The 22,264-nt window shown below is 69.2% G+C and carries 21 protein-coding genes; 13 read left to right on the top strand and 8 right to left on the bottom strand.

The genetic code is table 11. From position 1 onward, the window contains the following. Window positions 1-124: 124 nt before the first annotated feature. The 6 genes from rodA (at window position 125) to RAMLITH_RS10440 (ending at window position 7,131) form a co-directional block, all read left to right on the top strand. A complete protein-coding gene (gene rodA / locus RAMLITH_RS10465; RefSeq protein WP_168107350.1) occupies window positions 125-1,279 on the top strand; it encodes a rod shape-determining protein RodA in 1,155 nt (384 codons plus the stop codon). A 20-nt stretch (window positions 1,280-1,299) separates the two neighbouring features. Then, window positions 1,300-2,532: a response regulator gene (locus RAMLITH_RS10460; protein WP_168107349.1), complete on the top strand. Its 1,233-nt coding sequence runs from the start codon at window positions 1,300-1,302 to the stop codon at window positions 2,530-2,532. Between the two features lie 45 nt (window positions 2,533-2,577). Then, the gene (gene tldD, locus RAMLITH_RS10455) at window positions 2,578-4,038 is read left to right on the top strand and encodes a metalloprotease TldD (RefSeq protein WP_168107348.1); all 1,461 of its coding nucleotides are present in this window, start codon (window positions 2,578-2,580) and stop codon (window positions 4,036-4,038) included. A gap of 25 nt (window positions 4,039-4,063) precedes the next feature. Continuing rightward, entirely contained in the window at window positions 4,064-4,618 is a 555-nt protein-coding gene (locus RAMLITH_RS10450; RefSeq protein WP_168107347.1) for a hypothetical protein, read from the top strand. 206 nt (window positions 4,619-4,824) lie between these two features. Next, the gene (locus tag RAMLITH_RS10445; protein ID WP_168107346.1) at window positions 4,825-5,949 is read left to right on the top strand and encodes a 3-deoxy-7-phosphoheptulonate synthase; all 1,125 of its coding nucleotides are present in this window, start codon (window positions 4,825-4,827) and stop codon (window positions 5,947-5,949) included. A gap of 144 nt (window positions 5,950-6,093) precedes the next feature. Further along, entirely contained in the window at window positions 6,094-7,131 is a 1,038-nt protein-coding gene (locus RAMLITH_RS10440; protein WP_168107345.1) for a hypothetical protein, read from the top strand. On the opposite strand, the gene mpl is transcribed toward RAMLITH_RS10440, so the two are convergent. Both mpl and RAMLITH_RS10430 read right to left on the bottom strand, forming a co-directional pair. Continuing rightward, window positions 7,128-8,549 carry a UDP-N-acetylmuramate:L-alanyl-gamma-D-glutamyl-meso-diaminopimelate ligase gene (mpl, locus tag RAMLITH_RS10435; protein ID WP_168107344.1) on the bottom strand — a complete coding sequence of 474 codons (1,422 nt, stop codon included), beginning with the start codon at window positions 8,547-8,549 and terminating at the stop codon, window positions 7,128-7,130. The two genes, RAMLITH_RS10440 and mpl, sit on opposite strands and share 4 nt — an antisense overlap. A gap of 34 nt (window positions 8,550-8,583) precedes the next feature. Continuing rightward, the gene (locus tag RAMLITH_RS10430; RefSeq protein ID WP_168107343.1) at window positions 8,584-10,215 is read right to left on the bottom strand and encodes a long-chain fatty acid--CoA ligase; all 1,632 of its coding nucleotides are present in this window, start codon (window positions 10,213-10,215) and stop codon (window positions 8,584-8,586) included. 70 nt (window positions 10,216-10,285) lie between these two features. Here RAMLITH_RS10430 and RAMLITH_RS10425 point away from each other — a divergent pair, with 70 nt between their 5' ends. The 7 genes from RAMLITH_RS10425 to RAMLITH_RS10395 all read left to right on the top strand — a co-directional run bounded on the left by RAMLITH_RS10425 (window position 10,286) and on the right by RAMLITH_RS10395 (window position 16,772). Continuing rightward, window positions 10,286-10,876: a hypothetical protein gene (locus RAMLITH_RS10425; protein WP_168107342.1), complete on the top strand. Its 591-nt coding sequence runs from the start codon at window positions 10,286-10,288 to the stop codon at window positions 10,874-10,876. Beyond that, complete coding sequence (locus tag RAMLITH_RS10420; protein ID WP_168107341.1) at window positions 10,873-11,424, top strand: redoxin family protein; 552 nt, start codon at window positions 10,873-10,875, stop codon at window positions 11,422-11,424. The genes RAMLITH_RS10425 and RAMLITH_RS10420 overlap by 4 nt, the downstream gene beginning before the upstream one ends. Before the next feature lie 148 nt (window positions 11,425-11,572). Continuing rightward, window positions 11,573-12,028 carry an acetyl-CoA carboxylase biotin carboxyl carrier protein gene (gene accB, locus RAMLITH_RS10415; protein WP_168107340.1) on the top strand — a complete coding sequence of 152 codons (456 nt, stop codon included), beginning with the start codon at window positions 11,573-11,575 and terminating at the stop codon, window positions 12,026-12,028. 442 nt (window positions 12,029-12,470) lie between these two features. Continuing rightward, window positions 12,471-13,820 carry an acetyl-CoA carboxylase biotin carboxylase subunit gene (accC, locus tag RAMLITH_RS10410; protein WP_168107339.1) on the top strand — a complete coding sequence of 450 codons (1,350 nt, stop codon included), beginning with the start codon at window positions 12,471-12,473 and terminating at the stop codon, window positions 13,818-13,820. A gap of 25 nt (window positions 13,821-13,845) precedes the next feature. Beyond that, window positions 13,846-14,727 (top strand): 50S ribosomal protein L11 methyltransferase, encoded by an 882-nt coding sequence (prmA, locus tag RAMLITH_RS10405; RefSeq protein ID WP_168107338.1) that lies wholly within the window; start codon window positions 13,846-13,848, stop codon window positions 14,725-14,727. 60 nt (window positions 14,728-14,787) lie between these two features. Next, window positions 14,788-15,840 carry a DUF3426 domain-containing protein gene (locus tag RAMLITH_RS10400; RefSeq protein WP_168107337.1) on the top strand — a complete coding sequence of 351 codons (1,053 nt, stop codon included), beginning with the start codon at window positions 14,788-14,790 and terminating at the stop codon, window positions 15,838-15,840. A gap of 17 nt (window positions 15,841-15,857) precedes the next feature. Further along, window positions 15,858-16,772, top strand: coding sequence for a carbohydrate kinase family protein (locus tag RAMLITH_RS10395; protein ID WP_168107336.1), 915 nt, complete (start codon window positions 15,858-15,860; stop codon window positions 16,770-16,772). A gap of 4 nt (window positions 16,773-16,776) precedes the next feature. On the opposite strand, the gene RAMLITH_RS10390 is transcribed toward RAMLITH_RS10395, so the two are convergent. From RAMLITH_RS10390 to RAMLITH_RS10365, 6 genes are all read right to left on the bottom strand, one after another. Then, complete coding sequence (locus tag RAMLITH_RS10390) at window positions 16,777-17,544, bottom strand: SDR family oxidoreductase (protein ID WP_168107335.1); 768 nt, start codon at window positions 17,542-17,544, stop codon at window positions 16,777-16,779. A 4-nt stretch (window positions 17,545-17,548) separates the two neighbouring features. Then, window positions 17,549-18,496: a branched-chain amino acid ABC transporter permease gene (locus tag RAMLITH_RS10385; protein ID WP_168107727.1), complete on the bottom strand. Its 948-nt coding sequence runs from the start codon at window positions 18,494-18,496 to the stop codon at window positions 17,549-17,551. A gap of 73 nt (window positions 18,497-18,569) precedes the next feature. Next, on the bottom strand, window positions 18,570-19,457 hold the full coding sequence (locus tag RAMLITH_RS10380) for a branched-chain amino acid ABC transporter permease (RefSeq protein ID WP_168107334.1): 888 nt from the start codon (window positions 19,455-19,457) through the stop codon (window positions 18,570-18,572). Window positions 19,458-19,516: 59 nt separating this feature from the next. Then, entirely contained in the window at window positions 19,517-20,677 is a 1,161-nt protein-coding gene (locus RAMLITH_RS10375; protein WP_181017774.1) for an ABC transporter substrate-binding protein, read from the bottom strand. 76 nt (window positions 20,678-20,753) lie between these two features. After that, window positions 20,754-21,458 carry an ABC transporter ATP-binding protein gene (locus RAMLITH_RS10370; protein ID WP_168107332.1) on the bottom strand — a complete coding sequence of 235 codons (705 nt, stop codon included), beginning with the start codon at window positions 21,456-21,458 and terminating at the stop codon, window positions 20,754-20,756. Then, complete coding sequence (locus tag RAMLITH_RS10365; protein ID WP_168107726.1) at window positions 21,458-22,231, bottom strand: ABC transporter ATP-binding protein; 774 nt, start codon at window positions 22,229-22,231, stop codon at window positions 21,458-21,460. Before RAMLITH_RS10365 ends, RAMLITH_RS10370 begins: the two co-directional genes overlap by 1 nt. Window positions 22,232-22,264: the final 33 nt, after the last annotated feature.

Here is a 22,264-nt window from a genome sequence, read left to right as displayed (position 1 = left end):
GCCGCCGGGCCTCCGGTCGCAGATTCGCGACGCGCGTGCCGGCGGGTGCCGCAAGGCCCCAGGGCCGGACAGCCCAAGTCGCGGCGGGCGGACCCGCCCGGGCGGCCAGCCGCGATAATTGCGCATGGCCGCCGTCTTCGAGAAACCCCCGCTGCTGCAGCGCATCGCGCCCTCGCTGCACGGGTTCGACGGGCCGCTGGCCTTCGCGGTGTTCCTGCTGGCGTGCGCCGGGTTGCTGACGATGTACTCGTCGGGCTTCGACCACGGGACGCGCTTTGCCGACCACGCCCGCAACATGCTGCTCGCGGGCTTCATCATGTTCGTGGTGGCCCAGGTGCCGCCGCAGCGGCTGATGCGGTTCGCGGTGCCGGTGTACGTCGTCGGCGTCGCGCTGCTGATCGCGGTGGCGATCTTCGGCATCACCAAGAAGGGGGCCAAACGCTGGGTCAACATCGGTGTCGTGATCCAGCCCAGCGAGATCCTGAAGATCGGACTGCCGCTGATGCTGGCGTGGTGGTTCCAGAAGCGCGAAGGCCAGCTGCGCCCGTTCGACTTCATGGTGGCCGGCCTGCTGCTGGTCGTGCCCGTGGGGCTGATCATGAAGCAGCCCGACCTCGGCACGTCGCTTCTGGTGCTCGCTGCGGGTCTGGCGGTCATCTTCTTCGCCGGACTGCCATGGAAGCTGATCGTGCCCCCGGTGCTGGTCGCCCTGGTCGCCGGGGTGCTGCTGATCGCGTTCGAGGCGCAGCTGTGCGCCGAGGGCGTGCGGTGGCCCATCCTGCACGATTACCAGCAGCAGCGCATCTGCACCTTGCTGGATCCGTCGAAGGACCCGCTGGGCAAGGGCTTCCACATCATCCAGGGCATGATCGCCATCGGCTCGGGCGGGCTCTTCGGCAAGGGCTTCATGCAAGGCACCCAGACCCACCTTGAATTCATCCCGGAGCGGACCACCGACTTCATCTTCGCTGCGTACTCGGAGGAATTCGGCCTGGTGGGCACGCTGCTGCTGATCGCCGGCTTCATCTTCCTGATCCTGCGCGGCCTCGCCATCGCCCTGGAGGCGTCGACGCTGTTCTCGCGGCTGCTGGCGGCGGCGATCACCATGATCTTCTTCACGTATGCCTTCGTGAACATGGGCATGGTCAGCGGCATCCTGCCCGTGGTGGGCGTGCCGCTGCCGTTCATCAGCTACGGCGGCACCGCCATGGTGACGCTCGGGATGGGGCTGGGGATCCTGATGTCGATCGCCCGCTCGCGCCGGCTGGTGCAGACGTGACGCCGCCGCCGGCGGCCGACATGACCGCCATCCTCGTCGTCGAGGACGACGCCGCCACCCGCACCCAGATCGCGCGCCTGCTGCGGCTGCAGGGCTACGACACCGTGGAAGCCGCGGACGGTGCGGCCGCCCTCGACGCGCTGCGCGGCGGCGGCGTGGCGGCGGTGATTTCGGACGTCACCATGCCTGGGATGGACGGCTTCGAGCTGGTGGAGGCGATCCGCAGCGACGCTGCGCTGGCGGCCATTCCGGTGGTGCTGCTGACGGCGCTGGGCGACCGCGCCAGCATGCGGCGCGGCATGACGGCTGGCGCCGACGACTACCTGGCCAAGCCGTTCGCACCGGAAGAACTGGTGCAGGCGCTGGCCGGCGTGCTGGAGAAGAAGGCGCGCATGGCCGACAGCATCGAGCTGGCGGTGCGCGAGCGGGTGGCGCTGCTGCGCCGGCAGGTGGCCACCGCCGGCGCCCGGCTGCGCGGCGACGAATACGGATTGCAGCCGGAAGCCGGCGCGGTCGTCGACCGGCAAGTCCGCGCGACGGTGCTGTTCGCCGACATCCGCAACTTCACGGCGGTGGCCGAGCAGCTCGGCTCGGGCGGTGTCGCCGAACTGCTGGCAGCGTATTTCGAGCACGCCTGCCGGCCGGTGCTGGCCAACGGCGGCGTGCACGTCAGGTTCATCGGCGACGGGCTCATGAGCCTGTTCGTCGATGGCCCGGAGCCGGTGCCCCCGGCCCGCCGGGCGGTGGCGGCCGCGCTGGGCATCGCGTTGGCCGCGCACGAGTTCCGCAGCTGGGTGGAGCAGCACTTTGCCGGACTGCCGCCGTTCGCCATCGGCATCGGCCTGCACGCGGGCGAAGTGACCTTGTGCCGGCTGGGCAGTGACGACAGCGCCGAGATCACGCCGATCGGCGACAGCGTCAACGTCGCCGCGCGGCTGGAGGCGGCCAGCAAGGAACTGGGCTGGACCGTCGTGGCGAGCCGTGCCGTCCTGGAGGACGCGGGGGCCGGCGTGCAGACCGGCGCCGCCGCGGCGCTGGCGCTGCGCGGCCGCAGCGAGGACATCCAGGTGCACGAACTCACTGGCCTGCTGGCCAGCCCCCGGGAGCAACTCCCGGGATTACCGTCGCTCGATGCGCGCGGACCGGCGATGCGCACGGCCGTTGCCGTCAATTCGGCTTTGGCCGCGCAGGCGCCGGACGGCTCGCCGGTCACGGTGGTGGCGGGGCCGACCCACCCCCCACGCGGGCACTGAAACGGCGCGTCGCGCGAGCGAGCCTGCACGTCTAGAATGATCCGGATGATCTCCCGCGAACCCACCCTCGAGCGACTCGCCACGGCGCACAGCCTGCTGCTGGAGCCGTTCGGGCTGACCGAAACCCATCTGTCGCGCGCCCTGGCCGAGATCCGGGCCCACCACGTCGACGACGCCGACCTCTACTTCCAGTACACCCGCAGCGAAGGCTGGAGCCTGGAAGAAGGCATCGTGAAGACCGGCAGCTTCAGCATCGACCAGGGGGTCGGCGTGCGCGCGGTGAGCGGGGAGAAGACCGCCTTCGCGTATTCCGACGACATCTCCGAGGCATCCCTCATGGACGCGGCGCGCACGGTGCGTACCATCGCCTCGTCGCGCGGCGCCGGGCGCGCGCGCGCCGGCGCCAGGAAGGTGGCCGGCGCGCGTTCGCTGTATGGCGGGCTGGACCCCATCGCCACGCTCGACAGCAACGCCAAGGTGGAACTGCTGGAGCGCACCGAGCAGCTCGCGCGGTCCAAGGACCCGCGCATCGTGCAGGTGATGGCGGGGCTGGCCAGCGAATACGACGTGGTCCTGGTCGCCCGCGCCGACGGCACGCTCGCCGCCGACGTGCGGCCGCTGGTGCGCCTGTCGGTCACCGTCATCGCCGAACAGAACGGCCGCCGCGAAATGGGCAGTGGCGGCGGCGGCGGGCGTTTCGGCCTCGCGTACTTCGACGACGGACGGATCGAGACCTACGTCGGCGACGCCGTCAAGGCGGCACTGACCAACCTCGAGTCGCGGCCGGCGCCGGCCGGCGAGATGACCGTCGTCCTCGGCCCGGGGTGGCCGGGCATCCTGCTGCACGAGGCGATCGGCCACGGACTGGAAGGCGACTTCAACCGCAAGGGCTCCAGCGCGTTCTCGGGTCGCGTCGGCCAGCGGGTGGCGGCGCCCGGCGTCACCGTGCTGGACGACGGCACGCTGTCGGACCGCCGCGGCTCGCTCAACGTCGACGACGAGGGCAACGTCAGCCAGCGCACGGTGCTGATCGAGGACGGCATCCTGCGCGGCTACATCCAGGACTCGCTCAATGCCCGCCTGATGGGCGTGGCCCCGACCGGCAATGGCCGCCGCGAGAGCTATGCGCACGTGCCGATGCCGCGCATGACCAATACCTACATGCTCGGCGGGGACAGGGCGCCCGAAGAGATCGTCGCCAGCATCAAGAAAGGCCTGTACGCCACCAACTTCGGCGGCGGCCAGGTCGACATCACCTCGGGCAAGTTCGTGTTCTCCGCCAGCGAGGCATTCTGGGTCGAGGACGGCAGGATCCAGTATCCGGTCAAGGGCGCCACCATCGTCGGCAACGGGCCCGATGCGCTGACCCGCGTCACCATGATCGGCAACGACATGTCGCTCGACAGCGGGGTGGGCACCTGCGGCAAGGAAGGCCAGAGCGTGCCGGTCGGCGTCGGCCAGCCGACGCTGCGCATCGACGGGCTCACCGTCGGCGGGACCGCCTGACGCGAGGCCGGAGGGCAGCGGTTCCATGACCCGGTCCCGCCCGCGCATGGATTCGGGCACCAACCTGCCCACCATCCGTTCGTTCGGCGAGCTGAACCAGTTCCTGGGCGGCAACCGCGAGGACGCCGAGAGCCAGGCGATTTCCGACGGCATGCGCCAGCTGGCGGAACGGGTCGAGGGGATCGTCGCGACGCTGCGCACGACGCAGCAGCGCACGATCGTCGCGCCGTTGCTGGTGGACCTGCTCACCGTGCTGCGCGGGCACCGCAACCAGGTCGTCCATCTTGGCATGCCCTGGCGCGGCCTGTACGAGTACGGCGGCTACCTGCAGGCGCTCACGAACTGCCGCGTGCTGGTCGGGCAATGGCTGCTGGAGGGCGGCCCGCGCAGCGCGAGCCTGGTGCTCACCCCGGAGGACTTCGAACTCGTCGCCTGGCGCACCCTGGCCGAAGGGATGCTGCTGATCGACATGTACGAGCAGTGGGTGGCCGGCGAAATAGAGGCCGAGTCGGGCCTGGCCGACCTGCCCGACCCCCAGGTGGAACGTGCCATCCGCTGGTGGCACAAGCTGCGCCTGTGAGCCGGCCAGGGGCTGGCCCACGGATGTGATACATTGCCAGCCATGAGTGCGATCCGCGCGTATTTTTTTGCCTACTTTTGGTTCTCCAGCCCACCGGCGGCCGAGAGTCCTGAGCGCACCTGAACCACGCGAAACGAACTCCCCAAGAACCGCCGGCAACCCCGGCGGTTTTTTTTTGCCCCGTGCCACATCCGAGAGGAGCCCCTGTGAACGTTCCAGCCACCACCGCCAGCGACGCCTGGTATGCGCGTGCCGTCGACAAGACCAGCCAGACCGACGACCAACGCATCAAGGACATCACCGTGCTGCCGCCCCCGGAACACCTGATCCGCTTTTTCCCGATCCGCGGCACGCCCGCCGAGGCTCTGATCACCCATACCCGCCGTGCCATCCACAACATCATGGCGGGCAAGGACGACCGGCTGCTGGTCGTGATCGGGCCCTGCTCGATCCACGATCCGGCCGCGGCGCTCGATTACGCGAAGCGGCTGAAGGAGGCGCGCGACCGCTTCAGCGGGACGCTGGAGATCGTGATGCGGGTCTATTTCGAGAAGCCCCGCACCACCGTCGGCTGGAAGGGCCTGATCAACGATCCCTACCTCGACGAGAGCTACCGCATCGACGAGGGCCTGCGCATCGCGCGCCAGTTGCTGATCGAGATCAACCGCCTGGGGCTGCCGGCCGGCAGCGAGTTCCTGGACGTGATCTCGCCGCAGTACATCGGCGACCTGATCTCCTGGGGCGCCATCGGCGCGCGCACCACCGAAAGCCAGGTGCACCGCGAACTGGCGTCCGGCCTGTCGGCGCCGATCGGCTTCAAGAACGGCACCGACGGCAACATCCGCATCGCGACCGACGCGATCCAGGCGGCCGCCCGTGGCCACCACTTCCTGTCGGTGCACAAGAACGGCCAGGTCGCCATCGTCCAGACCAACGGCAACCGTGACTGCCACGTCATCCTGCGCGGGGGCAAGGCGCCGAACTACGACGAGGCGAGCGTCGCGGCGGCCTGCCGGGAGCTCGAGGCGGCGAAGCTCGCGCCGACGCTGATGGTCGACTGCAGCCATGCCAACAGCAGCAAGCAGCACGCCCGCCAGGTCGAAGTCGCGCGCGACATCGCCGCACAGGTGGCCAAGGGTTCGCACAAAGTCTTCGGCCTCATGGTGGAAAGCCACCTGCAGGCCGGCGCCCAGAAATTCACGCCGGGCAAGGACGATCCGCACCGGCTGGAGTACGGCCAGAGCATCACGGATGCCTGCCTCGGCTGGCCCGATTCGGTGCAGGTGCTGGAGATCCTGTCCGAGGCGGTGAAGGCCAGGCGCGCCCGCTGATCCCCGTGGCCGCGCGCCCGGGGGGGAACCCGCGGCAGGCTAGGAAATCCGGCAGAACTGCTTCAGAATGTCGCCCGAACAGTTCAGTCGCCGGAACTCCGACGTGCCTGGCGCCTGGGCGAGACCAAGAAAGGCGGACGGTTCATGGCAGTGCAAAAGCCGCGCGGGCTGCAGAAGGAGCAGCCCGTCCTGTGGCTCGGCATGGTCGGCTTTGCCCCGGCCCAGCGCAAGTCGATCGAAGCGGCGGTCGCCCGCGCCGCGGGTTCGGCGCAATGGCGTGTCTGCCCGTTCGGTGATGCCGATGGCTGGTGGGTCAACGGCGCCAAGTGCAGCATCACCGAAGGAGGCCGGCTGAAGGTCGCGCCCGGCCTGCCCACCGAACACACGCTGCGCCTGGAACTGCCGGAAGTCGACCGGCCGCTGGCCTTTGCCGAGCCCGTCGCGCCGGCCAACCTCGAGGCGCTGTGCGTCTTCGACCCGGGTGCGGAAGCCGCCATCCACGCCACGCTGGGCCGTTTCGAGAAATGGCTGCAGCCGGTTCGCGTGCGGTTCGCCCTCGGCGCGATGCTGCTGGCTCGCGATACCGAGGACCGGCGCGGCACCTACCACCTGAGCCACCGCAGCACCTTGCTGGCAGTGGTGGACTTCCAGCAGGGCATGGCCGCGATCGCGCCGAAGGCGCAGCCGCCGGACCTGTGGGAGGCGACGTGGGAGAAGCGGCCGTCGGCCGCCGGGCTGCCGCCGCAGGGCTTCAAGAGCAGCACGATCACCGAGCTGGCGTGGACCTACGTGCGCCGCACCGACCGCGACATGCTGCCGCCGCGGTACCGCACCGAGAAGATCTACTACCGGCACGTGCCGCGCGTGCCGATGCGCCAGCTGCGCGACTCGCAGCTGATGCTGCTGCGCGAACTCTCGGCGCAGCCGGGCACCTTGCAGTCGCTCTTCCAGCGCACGGCCGTGCCGTTGCCGCAGCTGGCGCACGACCTGGCGTGCCTCTATTACGCGGGGTCGGTCACCACCAGCCCCGAGACCATCGAGCCGGGCAACGACGGGAACTCGATGGGCCTGTGGCCCGAGAGTGTCGCGAGCACCGGCGGCGGCGACCGCTCGCGCCAGGACCTGACGGCGCCCGCGATCCTGGAGCGCCGTCCGCGCCCGACGCCATCCACCGACGGTTAGGAGAGCGCCCGCTCGGCGCCGTGCGCGCGGGCCGTGCCCAGCGCATCCAGCAGCTTCGCGTGGATGCCGCCGAAGGAGCCGTTGCTCATGCAGACGACGTGATCGCCGGGGCGCGCCGCCGCGGCGACCCGCCGCACCAGTTCGTCGATGGAGCCGGCCACCTCGGCGCGCGCACCCATCGGCCTGAGCGCTTCGCCCGCGTCCCAGCCGAGTCCCTGGCCATGGCAGAAGGCCAGGTCCGACGGCTCGAGGCTCCACGGTAGTTGCGCCTTCATGCTGCCCAGCTTCATGGTGTTGCTGCGCGGCTCGAAGACGGCGAGGATCCGCCCGCCGTCCGCGGCGACCCGCCGGCGCAGGCCATCGAGCGTCGTGCGGATCGCCGTGGGGTGGTGGGCGAAGTCGTCGTAGACGGCGACGCCGGCGACGGTGCCGCGCAGTTCCATGCGGCGCTTGACGTTGCGGAACTCGGCCAGCGCGGCGGCGGCGGCTTCGGGCTCGACGCCCACGTGTTGGGCCGCCGCGATCGCCGCCAGCGCATTGAGCTGGTTGTGGATGCCGGAGAGCTCCCATTGCACGCGTCCGCGCTGCCTGCCGCGTTCCAGCACGTCGAAGGCGTGCGGCTCGCCCTGCGCCGTGAAGTCGCTGATGGCGGCGCCGAAGCTGCGGACCTCGCTCCAGCAACCCTGGTGCAGCACGCGCGCGAGGCTCTCTTCCAGGCCGTTGACGACCACGCGCCCGCTGGCCGGCACGGTGCGCACCAGGTGATGGAACTGGCGCTCGATCGCCGCGAGGTCGTCGAAGATGTCGGCGTGGTCGAACTCCAGGTTGTTCAGGACCGCCGTGCGCGGGCGGTAATGGACGAACTTGCTGCGCTTGTCGAAGAACGCGGTGTCGTATTCGTCGGCTTCGATCACGAACAGCGGCCGCTGCGAGCCAGCCGCCGCGCCGAAGCGCGCCGAAATGCCGAAGTTCGCCGGCACGCCGCCGACGAGGAAGCCCGGTTGCCGGCCGGCGTGCTCGAGGATCCATGCCAGCATCGAGGTGGTCGTCGTCTTGCCATGGGTGCCGGCGACGGCCAGCACGTGGCGCCCCGGCAGCAGGTGCTCGGACAGCCACTGCGGGCCGCTGGTGTAAGGCAGGCCCGCGTCCAGGATCGCCTCCATCAGCGGGTAGCGCGGCGAACCGTCACCCTGGCGCGCGCGCGAGACCACGTTGCCGACGACCCAGACGTCGGGCTTGAGGGCGAGCTGGTCGGCTCCGAAGCCTTCGATGAGAGCTATGTCGAGCGCGCGCAACTGGTCGCTCATTGGCGGATAGACCCCGGCGTCGCAGCCGGTCACGCGGTGGCCTGCCTCGCGCGCCAGCGCGGCCAGTCCTCCCATGAAGGTGCCGCAGATGCCCAGAATGTGGATGTGCATGCCCCGATTATCGAGGGAGGCGAAGATGCCAGGGCTACCGCGGAAACCGCTCCCGCAGCTTCACTTTCCAGAACTTGCCCGTCGACGTGCGCGGCACGGCGTCGATGAACTCGTAGCGATCCGGCAACTGCCATCTCGCGAAGCCGTGCTCCAGCAGGTGAGCGTTCAACTGTTCGAGCTCCGCCGACTGGCCAGGCTTCACGACCACGCAGGCGAGCGGCCGCTCGCCCCACTTTTCATGGGGGATCGCGATCACCGCGGCCTCGGCCACCGCCGGGTGGGCCATGATGGCGTTCTCCAGGTCCACCGAGCTGATCCACTCGCCGCCGGACTTGATCAGGTCCTTGGTACGGTCGGAGATCTTCACGAAGCCCAGCGCGTCGACCGACGCGACGTCGCCGGTGCGCAGCCAGCCGTCGTCCGTGAACTTCTCCGGGTCCGCCGGCACGTTGTGATAGCTGCCGGTGATGAACGGCCCGCGCACGTGGATCTCGCCGACGCTGGTGCCGTCCCAGGGCTGGTCGGCGCCGTCGCCGCCGCGCACCCGCAGGTCCACCAGCGGCACCGGCACCCCCGCCATCGCGGCGCGCCTGAAGCGCTCGTCCGCATCCGCATCGCGCAGTTCGGCGCGCGGATACGAGATCGTGCAGACCGGCGAGGTCTCCGTCATGCCCCAGCCCTGCAGGATCCAGATGCCGTGGCGGTCGAAGGCGCGGATCAGCGACTCGGGGACGGCGGCGCCCCCGACCAGCGAGCGCATGCCGCGCGGCAGCTTCCAGCGGCCGTGGTTCGGCGCGCCCGGTGTCTGCGCGGCCTCGAACGTGTGGATCAGCCCCATCCAGATGGTGGGCACGCCCAGGGAAAGCGTCGGCGGCTCCTGCTGGACCAGGTCCAGCAGATCCTCGGGGTGCAGGTGTGGTCCCGGAAAGACCAGCTTGACCCCCATCATGACGGCGCCGTAAGGCATGCCCCAGCTGTTGGCGTGGAACATCGGCGTGACCGGCAGCACCACGTCGGTGCCGCGCAGGCCCCAGAAATCGCCCAGGCTGGCGACCAGCGTGTGCAGCACCGTGGAGCGGTGTGAATAGACGACGCCCTTGGGCCGGCCGGTGGTGCCGGACGTGTAGCACATGGCCACCGGGTCGTCCTCCTGGTGTGCCACGTACTCGAACGAATCGGGATCCGCGGCGGCCAGCAGCGCCTCGTAGTCTGCGTGTTCCGCGGGTACCGGCGCTCCGGAAAACGGGAAGACGACGACGCGCTCGAACCGGTGCAGGTGCGCGAACTGGCGGTACAGCGGCAGCAGGACATCGTCGACGACCAGGAACCGGTCCTGTGCATCCGCCGCGATCCAGCCGAGCTCCTGCGGCGCCAGCCGCAGGTTGAGCGTGTGCATGACGCCGCCCGCGGCCGGGATGCCGAAGTAGCACTCGAGGTGGGCATGGTGGTTCCAGCACAGCGTGGCGACCCGGTCGCCCTTGCGCAGCCCGAGCCCGCGCAGCGCGGCGGCCAGCGCGCGCGTGCGCCGGTAATACTCGCCGTACCCGTGCCGCCGCAGGCTCTTGTCCGGCAGGCGCGAGACGATCTCGTTGCCGGCAAAGAGCCGTCCCGCCCGCTCCAGCAGGTGATTGAGCGAGAGCGGCGTGTGCATCATCGTGCCTTGCATCGGGTCTCCTGGAGTGGGCAAGGCGACTCTACGGACCTGGCCCGCGCCAATCAATGCAGAATGCCCCCATATGGACAGCCTGAAGTCGGAGATCGCCGCCACGGCGGCGCGGATGGTGGTGGAGGAAGGCCTGGAGTACGGCCCGGCGAAGCGGCGCGCGGTCAAGCAGCTCGGCGTGAGCGCGCGCGCGCCCCTGCCGGACAACGACACGGTGGAAGAAGCGGTGCAGGAATACATCGAGCTGTTCTGCGCCGATACCCAGCCGGGCGAGCTGGCGGCCCTGCGCCGGCTGGCCCTCACCTGGATGGAGCGGCTCGAGCAGTTCCGTCCACACCTGGGCGGCGCGGTCTGGCACGGCACCGCGACCCGGCTGTCGGACATCTACCTGCAGCTGTTCTGCGACGACCCCAAGTCGGCCGAGATTGCCCTGATCGAGCACAACGTGGATTACGAGGCGCGCACGGTCACCGGCTTTCATGGGGAGCCGGTGGAGGCGCTCAGCCTGTCGAGCCGGTGCCCCGAGCTCGGCGAGACGGTCGGGGTGCACCTGATGATTCATGACCACGACGACCTGCGCGGCGCCTTGCGGCCCGATGCCAAGGGGCGCAGCCCGCGCGGCGACCTGGCCGCGGTCCGGGCCCTGGTCGGGCGGGCGTCGTGAGCGCGCACGAGGCCGAAGCCGCCACAGGCCGGCGCCGCCACCTCCTGTTCGCGGCCGTCGCGGCCGGTGCGGCCCTTGCCGGCGCCGGTGTCGCTTGGCGCAAGTGGCGCCCGCAGCCGGTCGCCGGGGATGCGGCGGCCGCGATCTGGCCGCTCACGTTCGCGTCGCCGGCCGGCGCGCCCCTGGACATGGGCAGTTTCCGGGGCAAACCACTGCTGCTCAATTTCTGGGCGACATGGTGTCCGCCTTGCGTCGAGGAGATGCCGCTTCTCGACCAGTTCTACCGGGAAAATGCGGCAAACGGGTGGCAAGTCGTCGGTTTGGCAATCGACCAGGCGGAGCCAGTGCGACAGTTCCTGGCCCGGCTGCCGGTGAGTTTTCCGATCGGCCTCGCGGCACAAGGCGGCCAGGAACTCAGTCGCGCGCTGGGCAACCTGGCTGGCGGACTGCCGTTCACGGTCGTCGTCGGCGCAACCGGCGACCTGCTGCAGCGTAGAATGGGCCGGGTCACCGCCGCCGACCTGGCGCAGTGGCGTACCTTGCGGTAGGGGTCTCCGACCTTGCGCCACAGGCGCGGGAAGCGGCGGAGGGGCCGCTTCAGATTCCTCCAGATAAAAGAAATTGGGCGAAAAAGCCAAAAATACCTGTGAATTACTGTAAATTCGCTGGATTTCGTCCGCGCACAGGAGGGCAACAATGGACTTGCGCAAACTCAAGACCCTGATCGACCTGGTCTCGGAATCGAACGTCTCGGAACTTGAAATCACCGAGGCCGAGGGCAAGGTCCGCATCGTGAAGGGCGGCCCCGCGAACTACCACCCGGTCGCGCCGCAGCCGCTGCCCGCCGCCCAGCCGGCTCCGGCCGCGGCACTGCCTGCCGCCGCGGCGGCGGCGGCGCCGGTGGCCGCCACGCCCGCCGGCCATACCGTGAAGTCGCCGATGGTGGGGACCTTCTACCGCGCGGCCTCGCCGGGCGCGAAGGCATTCGTGGAAATCGGCAGCCAGGTCAAGGAAGGCGACACCGTCTGCATCATCGAGGCCATGAAGATCCTGAACGAGATCGAGGCCGACAAGAGCGGCACTGTGACGCAGATCCTCTGCGAGAACGGGCAGGCAGTGGAGTACGGACAGCCCCTGTTCACCATCGAATGAGGCGGCGCCGGGGCACATGTTCAAGAAGATACTGATTGCGAACCGCGGCGTTCGCGCCGCAGGCGCGGGGGTGCGGTCATATGCGCTGGCCGCATGTGAGCGCACACCAGATTGCCCGGCGGGCGCAGGCCGCGAGGGCGATCGAGCCGCGTGACACCATGTTCAAGAAGATACTGATTGCCAACCGCGGCGTTCGCGCCGCAGGCGCGGGGGTGCGGTCATATGCGCTGGCCGCATGTGAGCGCACACCAGATTGCCCGGCGGGCGCAGGCCGCGAGGGCGATCGAGCCGCGTGACACCATGTTCAAGAAGATACTGATTGCCAACCGCGGCGTTCGCGCCGCAGGCGCGGGGGTGCGGTCATATGCGCTGGCCGCATGTGAGCGCACACCAGATTGCCCGGCGGGCGCAGGCCGCGAGGGCGATCGAGCCGCGTGACACCATGTTCAAGAAGATACTGATTGCCAACCGCGGCGAGATCGCCCTGAGGATCCAGCGGGCCTGCCGCGAACTCGGGGTGAAGGCCGTGATGGTCTATTCCGAGGCCGATCGCGAGGCCAAGTACGTCAAGCTGGCCGAAGAGGCGGTGTGCATCGGCCCGGCGCCGTCGGCCCAGAGCTATCTCAACATGCCGGCGATCATTTCCGCGGCGGAGGTGACCGATTCGGAGGCGATCCATCCGGGGTACGGCTTCCTGTCGGAGAACGCCGACTTCGCTGAGCGGGTGGAAAAGAGCGGGTTCCAGTTCATCGGCCCGACGCCGGAATCGATCCGGATCATGGGCGACAAGGTCGCCGCGAAGCAGGCCATGATCAAGGCGGGCGTGCCGTGCGTGCCGGGCTCCGACGGCGAACTGCCCGACGACCCGGTGGCGATCCGCCGGCTGGCCAGGAACGTGGGCTATCCGGTGATCATCAAGGCTGCGGGCGGCGGCGGCGGGCGCGGGATGCGCGTCGTGCACACCGAGGCGGCGCTGATCAACGCAGTGCAGATGACGAAGGCCGAGGCGGGCGCCGCCTTCGGCAATCCGGCGGTGTACCTGGAGAAGTTCCTGCAGAACCCGCGGCACATCGAGATCCAGATCCTCGCCGACAAGCACAAGAACGGCGTGTACCTGGGCGAGCGCGACTGCTCCATGCAGCGGCGCCACCAGAAGATCATGGAGGAGGCGCCCGCGCCGGGCATCCCCCGCAAGCTGATCGACAAGATCGGCGAGCGCTGCGTCGCCGCCTGCAAGCGCATCGGCTACCGCGGCGCCGGCACGTTCGAGTTCCTGTACGAGAACGGCGAGTTCTACTTCATCGAGATGAACACCCGGGTGCAGGTGGAGCATCCGGTGACCGAGATGATCACCGGCGTCGACATCGTCAAGACGCAGATCATGGTGGCGGCTGGCGAGAAACTGCCGTTCGCCCAGCGCGACATCCAGCTGCGCGGGCACGCCATCGAGTGCCGCGTGAACGCGGAGGACCCGTACAACTTCATGCCGTCACCGGGGCGCATCACGATGTGGCACGCGCCGGGCGGCCCGGGCGTGCGGGTGGACTCGCACGTCTACACCAACTACTTCGTGCCGCCGAACTACGACTCGATGATCGGCAAGATCATCGTGCACGGCGATACCCGCGAGCAGGCGCTCGCGCGCATGCGCACCGCGCTGCTCGAGACGGTGGTCGAAGGCATCAACACCAACATTCCGCTGCACCGCGACCTGACCGTGGACGCCAAGTTCCTGCAAGGCGGCACCAACATCCACTACCTCGAGGAGTGGCTCGCGCACCACAAGCGATGAGCGGCCGGCCGAGAGGACGAGTGCCATGTTCGAACTGCAATTGCTGTGCCCCGAAGACCGGGTGGAGGCGCTCGGCGACGCGCTGGAGGCGCTGGATGCGTTGAGCGTCTCCGTCGAGGACGCGGATGCGCAGACGGATGCCGAGCAGGCGCTGTTCGGCGAGCCCGGGTTGCCGCCGCCGAAGGCCGGGTGGCAGCGCTCGCGGGTGCTGGCGCTGTTTCCCACGCGGGATGCGGCCGACGACGCGGTGCGGCTGCTGCAGCCGCAGGACTTCTTCGCCGGTTGCGCCGTCCTCGGCATCGCCGCCGTCGCCGAGCAGGACTGGGTGCGCCTCACGCAGTCGCAGTTCGCGCCCGTGTCCATCACCGATGATTTCTGGATCGTGCCGACCTGGCATGAACCGCCGGCGCAGGCGCGCCAGGTGATCCGGCTCGACCCCGGCCTCGCCTTCGGCACCGGCACGCATCCCACGACGCGCATGTGCCTGCGCTGGATCGCCACGCACCCGATCGCCGGCCAGCGCGTGCTCGACTACGGCTGCGGCTCCGGCATCCTGGCGATCGCCGCCGCGCTGTACGGCGCGACCGCGGTCGATGCCGTGGACATCGATCCCGCCGCCGTGACGGCAGCGCAGGCGAACGCGGCGGCGAACGGGGTGCAGATCGCCGCCGGCCTGCCGGAACTGGCCGCCGGCCGCTACGGCACGGTGTTGGCCAACATCCTCGCCACGCCGCTCAAGATGCTGGCGCCGCTCCTGTGCGCGCACGTCGCGCCGCAGGGCTCGCTGGTCCTGGCCGGGATCCTCGAGCGGCAGGCCGCCGAATTGACGCAGGCCTACGCACCGTACGCCGTGCTCGAAGTGTCCGACCGCGAAGACGGCTGGGTGCTCATGACCGCGCGCGGCTGATCCCCCGTCGCCGCCCGGGCTGGCGCGGCCGCCGCGGCTGGACCGTAGAATGGCCCGCTGATGCCCGCCCTGATCACGCGCTGCCCCGCCTGCGCCACGATGTTCAAAGTGGTGCCCGACCAGCTCCGGGTGTCCGAAGGCTGGGTGCGCTGCGGCCATTGCAGCGAGGTGTTCGACGCCAGCGTCCACCTGCAGCCGGCAGCCGCCGTGGCCCAGGCGCAGGAGCACGAAGTGCAGTCCGGTGGCGCGCAGCCGCCGCCGGCCGGGCCCGAAGCGGATCCGTTCGACGCCGGCGCCGGAGAGGCCGCAAGCGCGCATGACCAGATCGCCGCCGAAGAGGCGCCGCCGCTCGCGGCACCGGACTCGGAACCCGCTTCCGACCTGTCGCCGGACTCGGTCGTTTCGTCGCCGCTGACCGAGATCGACGAAGAACTGCCGGACGAGGAGCCCGATTCGCTGCGGCTGCGGGCCGAACGGCAGGCGCTGCAGGAAGACCCGCTGGACCGGCCGTTCTCGCTGCGCCGCGAGGACCTGAGCGCCCCTGCCGAACTGACCGCCAGCGAACCGCCGGCCGGCGCCGCGCCGCTGGAGGAGCTCACGTTCGTGCGCCAGGCGCGGCGCGAGGCGCGCTGGCAGCGCCCCGCGGTTCGGGGACTGCTGTCGCTGCTGGCGCTGGCCCTCGTGGGGCTGCTTGGCCTGCAGGTCGCCGTGCAGGAGCGCGACCGCCTGGCAGCCGCCGAGCCGGCGCTGCGGCCGTGGCTGGACCGCGTGTGCGATCCGCTCGACTGCCGTATCGCGCCGCCGCGCCGTATCGAGGCGATCGCCATCGACGGCTCGACTTTCAACCGTTTGCGGCCCGACGCCTACCGGCTCGAGGTGACGCTGAAGAACCAGTCCGCCGGCCAGGTCGCGCTGCCGGCGGTCGAACTCACCCTCACCGACAGCGAAGAGCAACCCGTGGTGCGGCGCGTTCTGATGCCGGGCGAACTCGGTGCGGCACGGCTCGCCCTGGCCGCGCGCGCGGAGTGGTCGGGCACCGCGGCGTTCGCGCTGCAGGACGCCTCGCTCGCCAGTCGAGTCGCCGGCTATCGCGTGCTGGCTTTCTATCCCTGACCTCACCGGAACATCCAATGGCAGCAGTGATCTGTGGCTCCCTCGCGTTCGACACCATCATGACTTTCGAGGGCCGCTTCGCCGAGCAGATCCTGCCCGAGCAGTTGCACATCCTGAACGTCTCGTTCCTGGTCCCGGCGCTGCGGCGCGACTTCGGCGGCTGCGCGGGCAACATCGCATACGGCCTCAAGCTCCTCGGCGGGGACCCGCTGCCGATGGCGACGGTGGGCAGCGACGGCTACGGCTACATCGCGCGAATGCAGTCGCTGGGCATCAGCACGGAGTACGTGCGCGAGGTCGACGAGACCTACACCGCGCAGGCGATGATCATGACCGACCGCGACAACAACCAGATCACCGCGTTCCACCCCGGCGCGATGATGCATGCACACGTCACCAGGATCGACGCCCGGCCCGACGTCAAGCTTGGGATCATTTCGCCCGACGGCCGCGAAGCGATGGTGGTGCATGCCGCGCAGTTCGCCGCCGCGAACATCCCGTTCGTGTTCGATCCGGGCCAGGGCCTGCCGATGTTCGACGGCCGCGAACTGGCGGCCTTCATCGACCAGGCCACGTGGGTCACGGTGAACGACTACGAGGGCAAGATGCTGTGCGAGCGCACCGGCTGGAGCCCGGCGCAGATCTCGCAGCGGGTCGAGGGGCTGGTGGTCACGCTGGGCCACGACGGCTGCGAAGTCTGGATCCGCGGCGAGAAGACCGTGGTGCCCGCGGTCAAGGCGCACGAAGTCGTCGATCCGACCGGTTGCGGCGACGCCTGGCGCAGCGCGCTGCTGTACGGGCTGGAACAGGGCTGGCCGCTGGAGCGCTGCGCGGTCCTGGGCAACCGGGTCGGCGCCATCAAGATCGCCAGCCGCGGCCCGCAGAACTACACGCTGGACGGGCTGGGTCCGGCGGCAGTGGCGCGCCAGTAGCGCGCTAGCCGCGCGCCAGGGTGGCCCCGCCGTCGACCACGATGGTCTGGCCGACGACGTAGTCGCCGGCGCGCGACGCCAGGTAGATGGCCGCGCCGGCCATGTCCTCGTCGGTGCCGATCCGGCCGGCCGGAATGCGCCGCGCCACCTGGTCGCCGTGGTCTCTGGCGGCCCGGTTCATGTCGGAGGCGAACGCCCCCGGCGCGATGCCGCTCACCACGATGTTGTCCTGCACCAGCCGCAGCGACATGCGGCGCGTGAGATGGATCAGGCCGGCCTTGCTCGCGGCGTAGGAATAGGTTTCCAGCGGGTTGACCGAGACGCCGTCGATCGAGGCGATGTTGATCACCTTCGCCGGCCTGGTCGCCGCCCCCTTGCGCAGGGCTTCGTGCAGCGCCTGGGTGAGGAAGAAGGGCGACTTCAGGTTGAGGTCCACGACCTTGTCCCAGCCCTTTTCCGGGAACGTGTCGAAGGTCTCGCCCCAGGCCGCGCCCGCGTTGTTGACGAGGATGTCCAGGTGTCCGCTGCGCTGCGCGAATCCGGACGCCAGTGCACGGGCGCCTTCGACCGTGGATACGTCCGCCGGCAGCGAAAAGCAGGGACCCAGCGCCGAAAGTTCCCGGGCGGTTGCGTCGCACGCGTCGGCCTTGCGCGAGGAGATGTAGACGGTGGCGCCCTGGGCGAGGAAACCGGAGGCGATCATGCGTCCGATGCCGCGCGATCCGCCGGTGACCAGGGCCACGCGCCCTTCGAGGGAGAACAGGCTGCCCATCGACTCAGGCGGCGCGGCCGCTCTTGCGGCGGCGCTCCAGGAAGGCCTGCACCTCGCCGACGATGCCCTTGCGGAAGGCCAGCACGCAGACCACGAAGATGACGCCGATGATCACGTTGACCCAGGCCCCGACCTTGTCGGCCAGGTTGTCCTGCAGGGCGATCACGATGCCGGCGCCGAGCACCGGCCCGAAGAAGGTGCCGACGCCGCCCAGCAGGCTCATCAGGATCACCTCGCCGGACATGGCCCAGTGGACGTCGGTCAGCGAGGCAAAACCCATGACGACCGTCTTCAGCGAGCCGGCCAGCCCCGACAGGGTGGCCGAAAGGATGAAGGCCAGCAGCTTGTACCGGTCCACCTGGTAGCCCAGCGAGGTGGCCCGCGGCTCGTTCTCGCGGATCATCTTGAGCACCTGGCCGAACGGCGAGGTGACGATGCGAAGGATGGCGAGGAAGCAGGCGACGAAGATCGCCAGCACCACGTAGTACATGGTCGTGTCCGACTGCAGCGAAAGCAGGCCGAACAGGTTCCCCCGCGGGACCCCCTGCAGGCCGTCCTCGCCGCCGGTGAACGGTGCCTGCAGGCAGACGAAGAAGATCATCTGCGACAGCGCCAGCGTGACCATCGCGAAGTAGATGCCCTGGCGCCGGATGGCGACCAGGCCGAAGACGGAGCCGAGCAGGGCGCCCGTGGCGGCGCCCGCCAGCAGCCCGAGCTCCGGCGTCCATCCCAGCGCCTTGATCACCCAGCCCGCCACGTAGGCCGCGAACCCGAAGAAGGCGGCGTGACCGAAGGAGAGCAGCCCGGTGAAACCGAGCAACAGGTTGAAGGCGCAGGCGAACAGCGCGAAGCACAGCAGCTTCATCACGAACACCGGGTACAGCCCGATCATCGGAGCGACGATCGCCAGCGCGAGCAGTGCGAGGTAGGTGAAGCGTGTGGCTCGGCTCATCGATGTGGTGGCAGCGGGGACGGCGGGGGAGGGACCGGGGGCGGCGTCGAGGGCCGCGGGCTGGACCGACATGTCAGGCCTCCTTCCCGAACAGGCCGGCTGGCCGGATCATGAGCACGATCGCCATGATGACGAAGACCACGACGTTGGATGCCTCGGGGTAGAAGACCCGGGTGAAGCCTTCGATGATCCCGAGCGCGAGGCCGGTGACAATCGAGCCCAGGATGGAGCCCATGCCGCCGATCACGACGACCGCGAAGACCACGATGATGAGGTTGGAGCCCATGAGCGGCGTCACCTGGATCACCGGCGCGGCCAGCACGCCGGCCAGCGCCGCGAGCGCCGCGCCGGCGCCGTAGGTCAGCATGACCATCATCGGCACGTTGACGCCGAAGGCCTGCACCAGCTTGGCGTTCTCGGTGCCGGCCCGCAGGTAGGCGCCAAGGCGTGTGCGCTCGATCAGGAACCAGGTGCCCAGGCAGACGGCGATCGATGCCAGCACCACCCATGCGCGGTAGTTCGGCAGCACCATGAAGCCGAGGTTGGTCGCGCCGGCGAGCGCGTCAGGTACCGGGTAGGACTGGCCGGACACGCCGTACTGGTCGCGGAAGATGCCTTCCAGGATCAGCGCGATGCCGAAGGTGAGCAGAAGGCCGTAGAGCGGATCGAGCCCGTACAGCCGTTTGAGGAAGGCCCGTTCGATCACGACGCCAAGGGCGCCGACGATGAGCGGCGCCAGCAGCAGCGCCCACCAGTAGTTGACGCCCCACTTCTCCAGCATGATCCAGGCCGCGAACGCGCCCACCATGTACAGGGCGCCGTGCGCGAAGTTCACGATGTCGAGGAGGCCGAAGATGACGGCGAGGCCGAGGCTGAGCATGGCGTAGAACGCGCCATTGACCAGCCCGAGCATCAGCTGCCCGAGGAAGGCCTGGATGGGAATGCCGAAGATTTCAGTCATGGAACTCGAAGCGAAACCGGCCCCGGGGACGGGGCCGGCTCCTGATGGTTACTCGATCGTCACTTCCACAGCGCGCACTTGCTGTCGGCCTTGGTGGTCCAGGCTTCTTCGCCCTTGAACACCTGCGCCACGTTGTAGTAGTCCCACGGCTCGGTGGACTTGTCGGGCGACTTCACCTGCATCAGGTACATGTCGTGGATCACGCGGCCGTCGCCGCGGACCCAGCCGCCCTTCATGAAGACGTCGTTGAACTTGGCCTTCTTCATGTGGCCGAGCACCTTCTCGGCGTCGTCGCTGGCGACGGCCTTGACCGCGGCCAGGTACTGGGTGGCCGCCGAGTAGTCGCCGGCCTGCAGCGAGGAAGGCATGCGCTTCATCTTGTCGAAGAACTTGCGGGCCCAGGCACGGGTTTCCTGGTTCTGGTTCCAGTACCAGCTGTCCGTCATGTACATGCCCTGGGTGGTCTTCAGGCCCAGCGAGTGGATGTCGTTGATGAACACCAGCAGGCCGGCCAGCTTCATCGTCTTGGTGATGCCGAACTCGTTGGCTGCCTTGATCGTGTTGATGGTATCGCCGCCGGCGTTGGCCATGCCCAGGATCTGGGCCTTGCTGCTCTGCGCCTGCAGCAGGAAGGAGGAGAAGTCGCTGGCGTTGAGCGGGTGCCGCACCGAGCCCACGATCTGGCCGCCAGAGGCCTGCACGACCTTGGCGGTGTCGGTCTGCAGCTGGTGCCCGAACGCGTAGTCGGCCGTGAGGAAGTACCAGGTCTTGCCGCCCTGCTTGACCACCGCGTTGCCGGTGCCCTTGGCCAGGGCCGTGGTGTCGTAGGCCCAGTGCATGGTATACGGCGTGCACTGCTCGTTGGTCAGCGCCGACGAGGCGGCGCCCACGGCGATGAACGGCTTCTTCTTCTCGGCGGCGACCTTGGCCATGGCCAGGCTGGTGCCGGAGTTGGTGCCGCCGATCAGCACGTCCATGCCCTGGGTGTCGAACCATTCGCGGGCCTTGGTGGCGGCCACGTCGGGCTTGTTCTGGTGGTCGGCCGTGAGGATCTCGATCTTCTTGCCGTTGATCGCGCCGCCCATGTCGGCGATGGCCATCTTGATCGCCTCGACGCCGCCCTGGCCGTCGATGTCGGCGTAGACGCTGGACATGTCCGTGATGAAGCCGATGCGGATCACGTCGCCCGAGATCTGGGCTTGCGCCGGCAGCGCCGCCATCAGGCCGCCGCAGACGACGCCGCAGGCGGCAATGAGTTTCCTGATTTTCACGTGGGTCTCCTTGAGGTGAAACGGTTCAGACGCCCAGGTATTCCTGCAGCATCCCGGTGTTGGCGGACAGTTCATGGCGGGCGAATTCGCGCACCATCTTGCCGTGCTCCATGACGTAGAAGCGGTCCGCCAGCGGCGCCGCGAAGCGGAAGTTCTGCTCCACGAGCACGATCGTGTAGCCCTTGGCCTTGAGCGTGCGGATGGTTTCGGCCAGCTTCTGCACGATCACCGGCGCCAGGCCCTCCGAGATCTCGTCCAGCAGCAGCAGGCGCGCGCCGGTGCGCAGGATGCGGGCGACGGCGAGCATCTGCTGCTCGCCGCCGGACAGCCGGGTGCCCGGGCTCGTCGCGCGCTCCTTCAGGTTCGGGAACATGTCGTAGATCTCGGCCAGGCTCATGCCGCCGGCGCCCACCGGCGGCGGCAGCAGCAGGTTCTCCTCGGCGGAGAGGCTGGCGAAGATGCCGCGCTCCTCGGGGCAGTAGCCGACGCCGAGCCGCGCGATGCGGTGCGGCGGCAGCTTGACGGCCTCGTGGCCGCCGATGCGGATGGAGCCCTTGCGGGAGCCGGTCAGGCCCACGATGGCGCGCAGCGTCGTGGTGCGCCCGGCGCCGTTGCGGCCGAGGATGGAGACCACTTCGCCTTCGGCCACCGTCATGCTGACGCCGTGCAGCACGTGCGACTCGCCGTACCAGGCGTGCAGGTTGTCGATCTTGAGCAGTTCGGCGGCCATCAGTGCGCTCCCTGCAGTTCGTTCTCGGCGGAGCCCATGTAGGCCTCGATCACCTGCGGGTTCTTCGAGACTTCGTCGTACGGGCCGTCGGCGATGACGGCGCCGCGCTGCAGCACCGTGATGCGGTCGGCGATGGAGGAGACGACGTTCATGTTGTGTTCCACCATGAGGATCGTGCGCCCCTGGGACACTTTCTTGATCAGCTGGGTCACGCGGCTCACGTCCTCGTGGCCCATGCCCTGGGTCGGCTCGTCCAGCAGCATGAGCTCGGGCTCCAGCGCCATCGTCGTGGCCAGCTCGAGGGCGCGCTTGCGCCCGTACGGCAGATTCACGGTCATCTCGTCGGCAAAGTCCTGCAGGTCGACGGCGGCCAGCAGTTCGAGGGCGCGCTCGTGCAGGTGGTACAGCGAGCGCTCCGGCTTCCAGAAGTGGAACGAGGTGCCGAGGTTGCGCTGCAGGGCCGCGCGCACGTTCTCCAGCACCGTCATGTGGGGAAACACGGCCGAAATCTGGAACGACCGGACGATGCCCCGGCGCGCGGTCTGCGCCGGCTTCTCGTGGGTGATGTCGACGCCGCGGTAGGTGATCGTGCCGCGGGTAGGGGGCAGGAACTTGGTCAGGAGGTTGAAGTACGTCGTCTTGCCCGCGCCATTGGGGCCGATCAGCGCATGGATGTCGCCGCGGCGAACCTGCAGGTTCACGTTGTTGACGGCCACGAAGCCCTTGAACTCCTTGGTCAAGCCCGTGGTTTCGAGAATGATCTCACCCGACAAATCGCAGCTCCCGGTCATGCAGAAGACGGGCAC

The organism is Ramlibacter lithotrophicus (assembly GCF_012184415.1).
Lineage (GTDB): Bacteria > Pseudomonadota > Gammaproteobacteria > Burkholderiales > Burkholderiaceae_C > Ramlibacter > Ramlibacter lithotrophicus.
Note: the sequence above shows the minus strand (reverse complement) of the source record. Positions and strands in the feature narration are given on the sequence as shown.

Bases quoted from the DNA above. Each gene is read 5' to 3' on its own strand.
- rodA (WP_168107350.1), top strand. From the start codon at position 125: ATGGCCGCCGTCTTCGAGAAACCCCCGCTGCTGCAGCGCATCGCGCCC.
- RAMLITH_RS10460 (WP_168107349.1), top strand. From the start codon at position 1,300: ATGACCGCCATCCTCGTCGTCGAGGACGACGCCGCCACCCGCACCCAG.
- tldD (WP_168107348.1), top strand. From the start codon at position 2,578: ATGATCTCCCGCGAACCCACCCTCGAGCGACTCGCCACGGCGCACAGC.
- RAMLITH_RS10450 (WP_168107347.1), top strand. From the start codon at position 4,064: ATGACCCGGTCCCGCCCGCGCATGGATTCGGGCACCAACCTGCCCACC.
- RAMLITH_RS10440 (WP_168107345.1), top strand. From the start codon at position 6,094: ATGGCAGTGCAAAAGCCGCGCGGGCTGCAGAAGGAGCAGCCCGTCCTG.
- mpl (WP_168107344.1), bottom strand. From the start codon at position 8,549: ATGCACATCCACATTCTGGGCATCTGCGGCACCTTCATGGGAGGACTG.
- RAMLITH_RS10430 (WP_168107343.1), bottom strand. From the start codon at position 10,215: ATGCAAGGCACGATGATGCACACGCCGCTCTCGCTCAATCACCTGCTG.
- RAMLITH_RS10425 (WP_168107342.1), top strand. From the start codon at position 10,286: ATGGACAGCCTGAAGTCGGAGATCGCCGCCACGGCGGCGCGGATGGTG.
- accB (WP_168107340.1), top strand. From the start codon at position 11,573: ATGGACTTGCGCAAACTCAAGACCCTGATCGACCTGGTCTCGGAATCG.
- accC (WP_168107339.1), top strand. From the start codon at position 12,471: ATGTTCAAGAAGATACTGATTGCCAACCGCGGCGAGATCGCCCTGAGG.
- prmA (WP_168107338.1), top strand. From the start codon at position 13,846: ATGTTCGAACTGCAATTGCTGTGCCCCGAAGACCGGGTGGAGGCGCTC.
- RAMLITH_RS10400 (WP_168107337.1), top strand. From the start codon at position 14,788: ATGCCCGCCCTGATCACGCGCTGCCCCGCCTGCGCCACGATGTTCAAA.
- RAMLITH_RS10395 (WP_168107336.1), top strand. From the start codon at position 15,858: ATGGCAGCAGTGATCTGTGGCTCCCTCGCGTTCGACACCATCATGACT.
- RAMLITH_RS10390 (WP_168107335.1), bottom strand. From the start codon at position 17,544: ATGGGCAGCCTGTTCTCCCTCGAAGGGCGCGTGGCCCTGGTCACCGGC.
- RAMLITH_RS10385 (WP_168107727.1), bottom strand. From the start codon at position 18,496: ATGAGCCGAGCCACACGCTTCACCTACCTCGCACTGCTCGCGCTGGCG.
- RAMLITH_RS10380 (WP_168107334.1), bottom strand. From the start codon at position 19,457: ATGACTGAAATCTTCGGCATTCCCATCCAGGCCTTCCTCGGGCAGCTG.
- RAMLITH_RS10375 (WP_181017774.1), bottom strand. From the start codon at position 20,677: ATGGCGGCGCTGCCGGCGCAAGCCCAGATCTCGGGCGACGTGATCCGC.
- RAMLITH_RS10370 (WP_168107332.1), bottom strand. From the start codon at position 21,458: ATGGCCGCCGAACTGCTCAAGATCGACAACCTGCACGCCTGGTACGGC.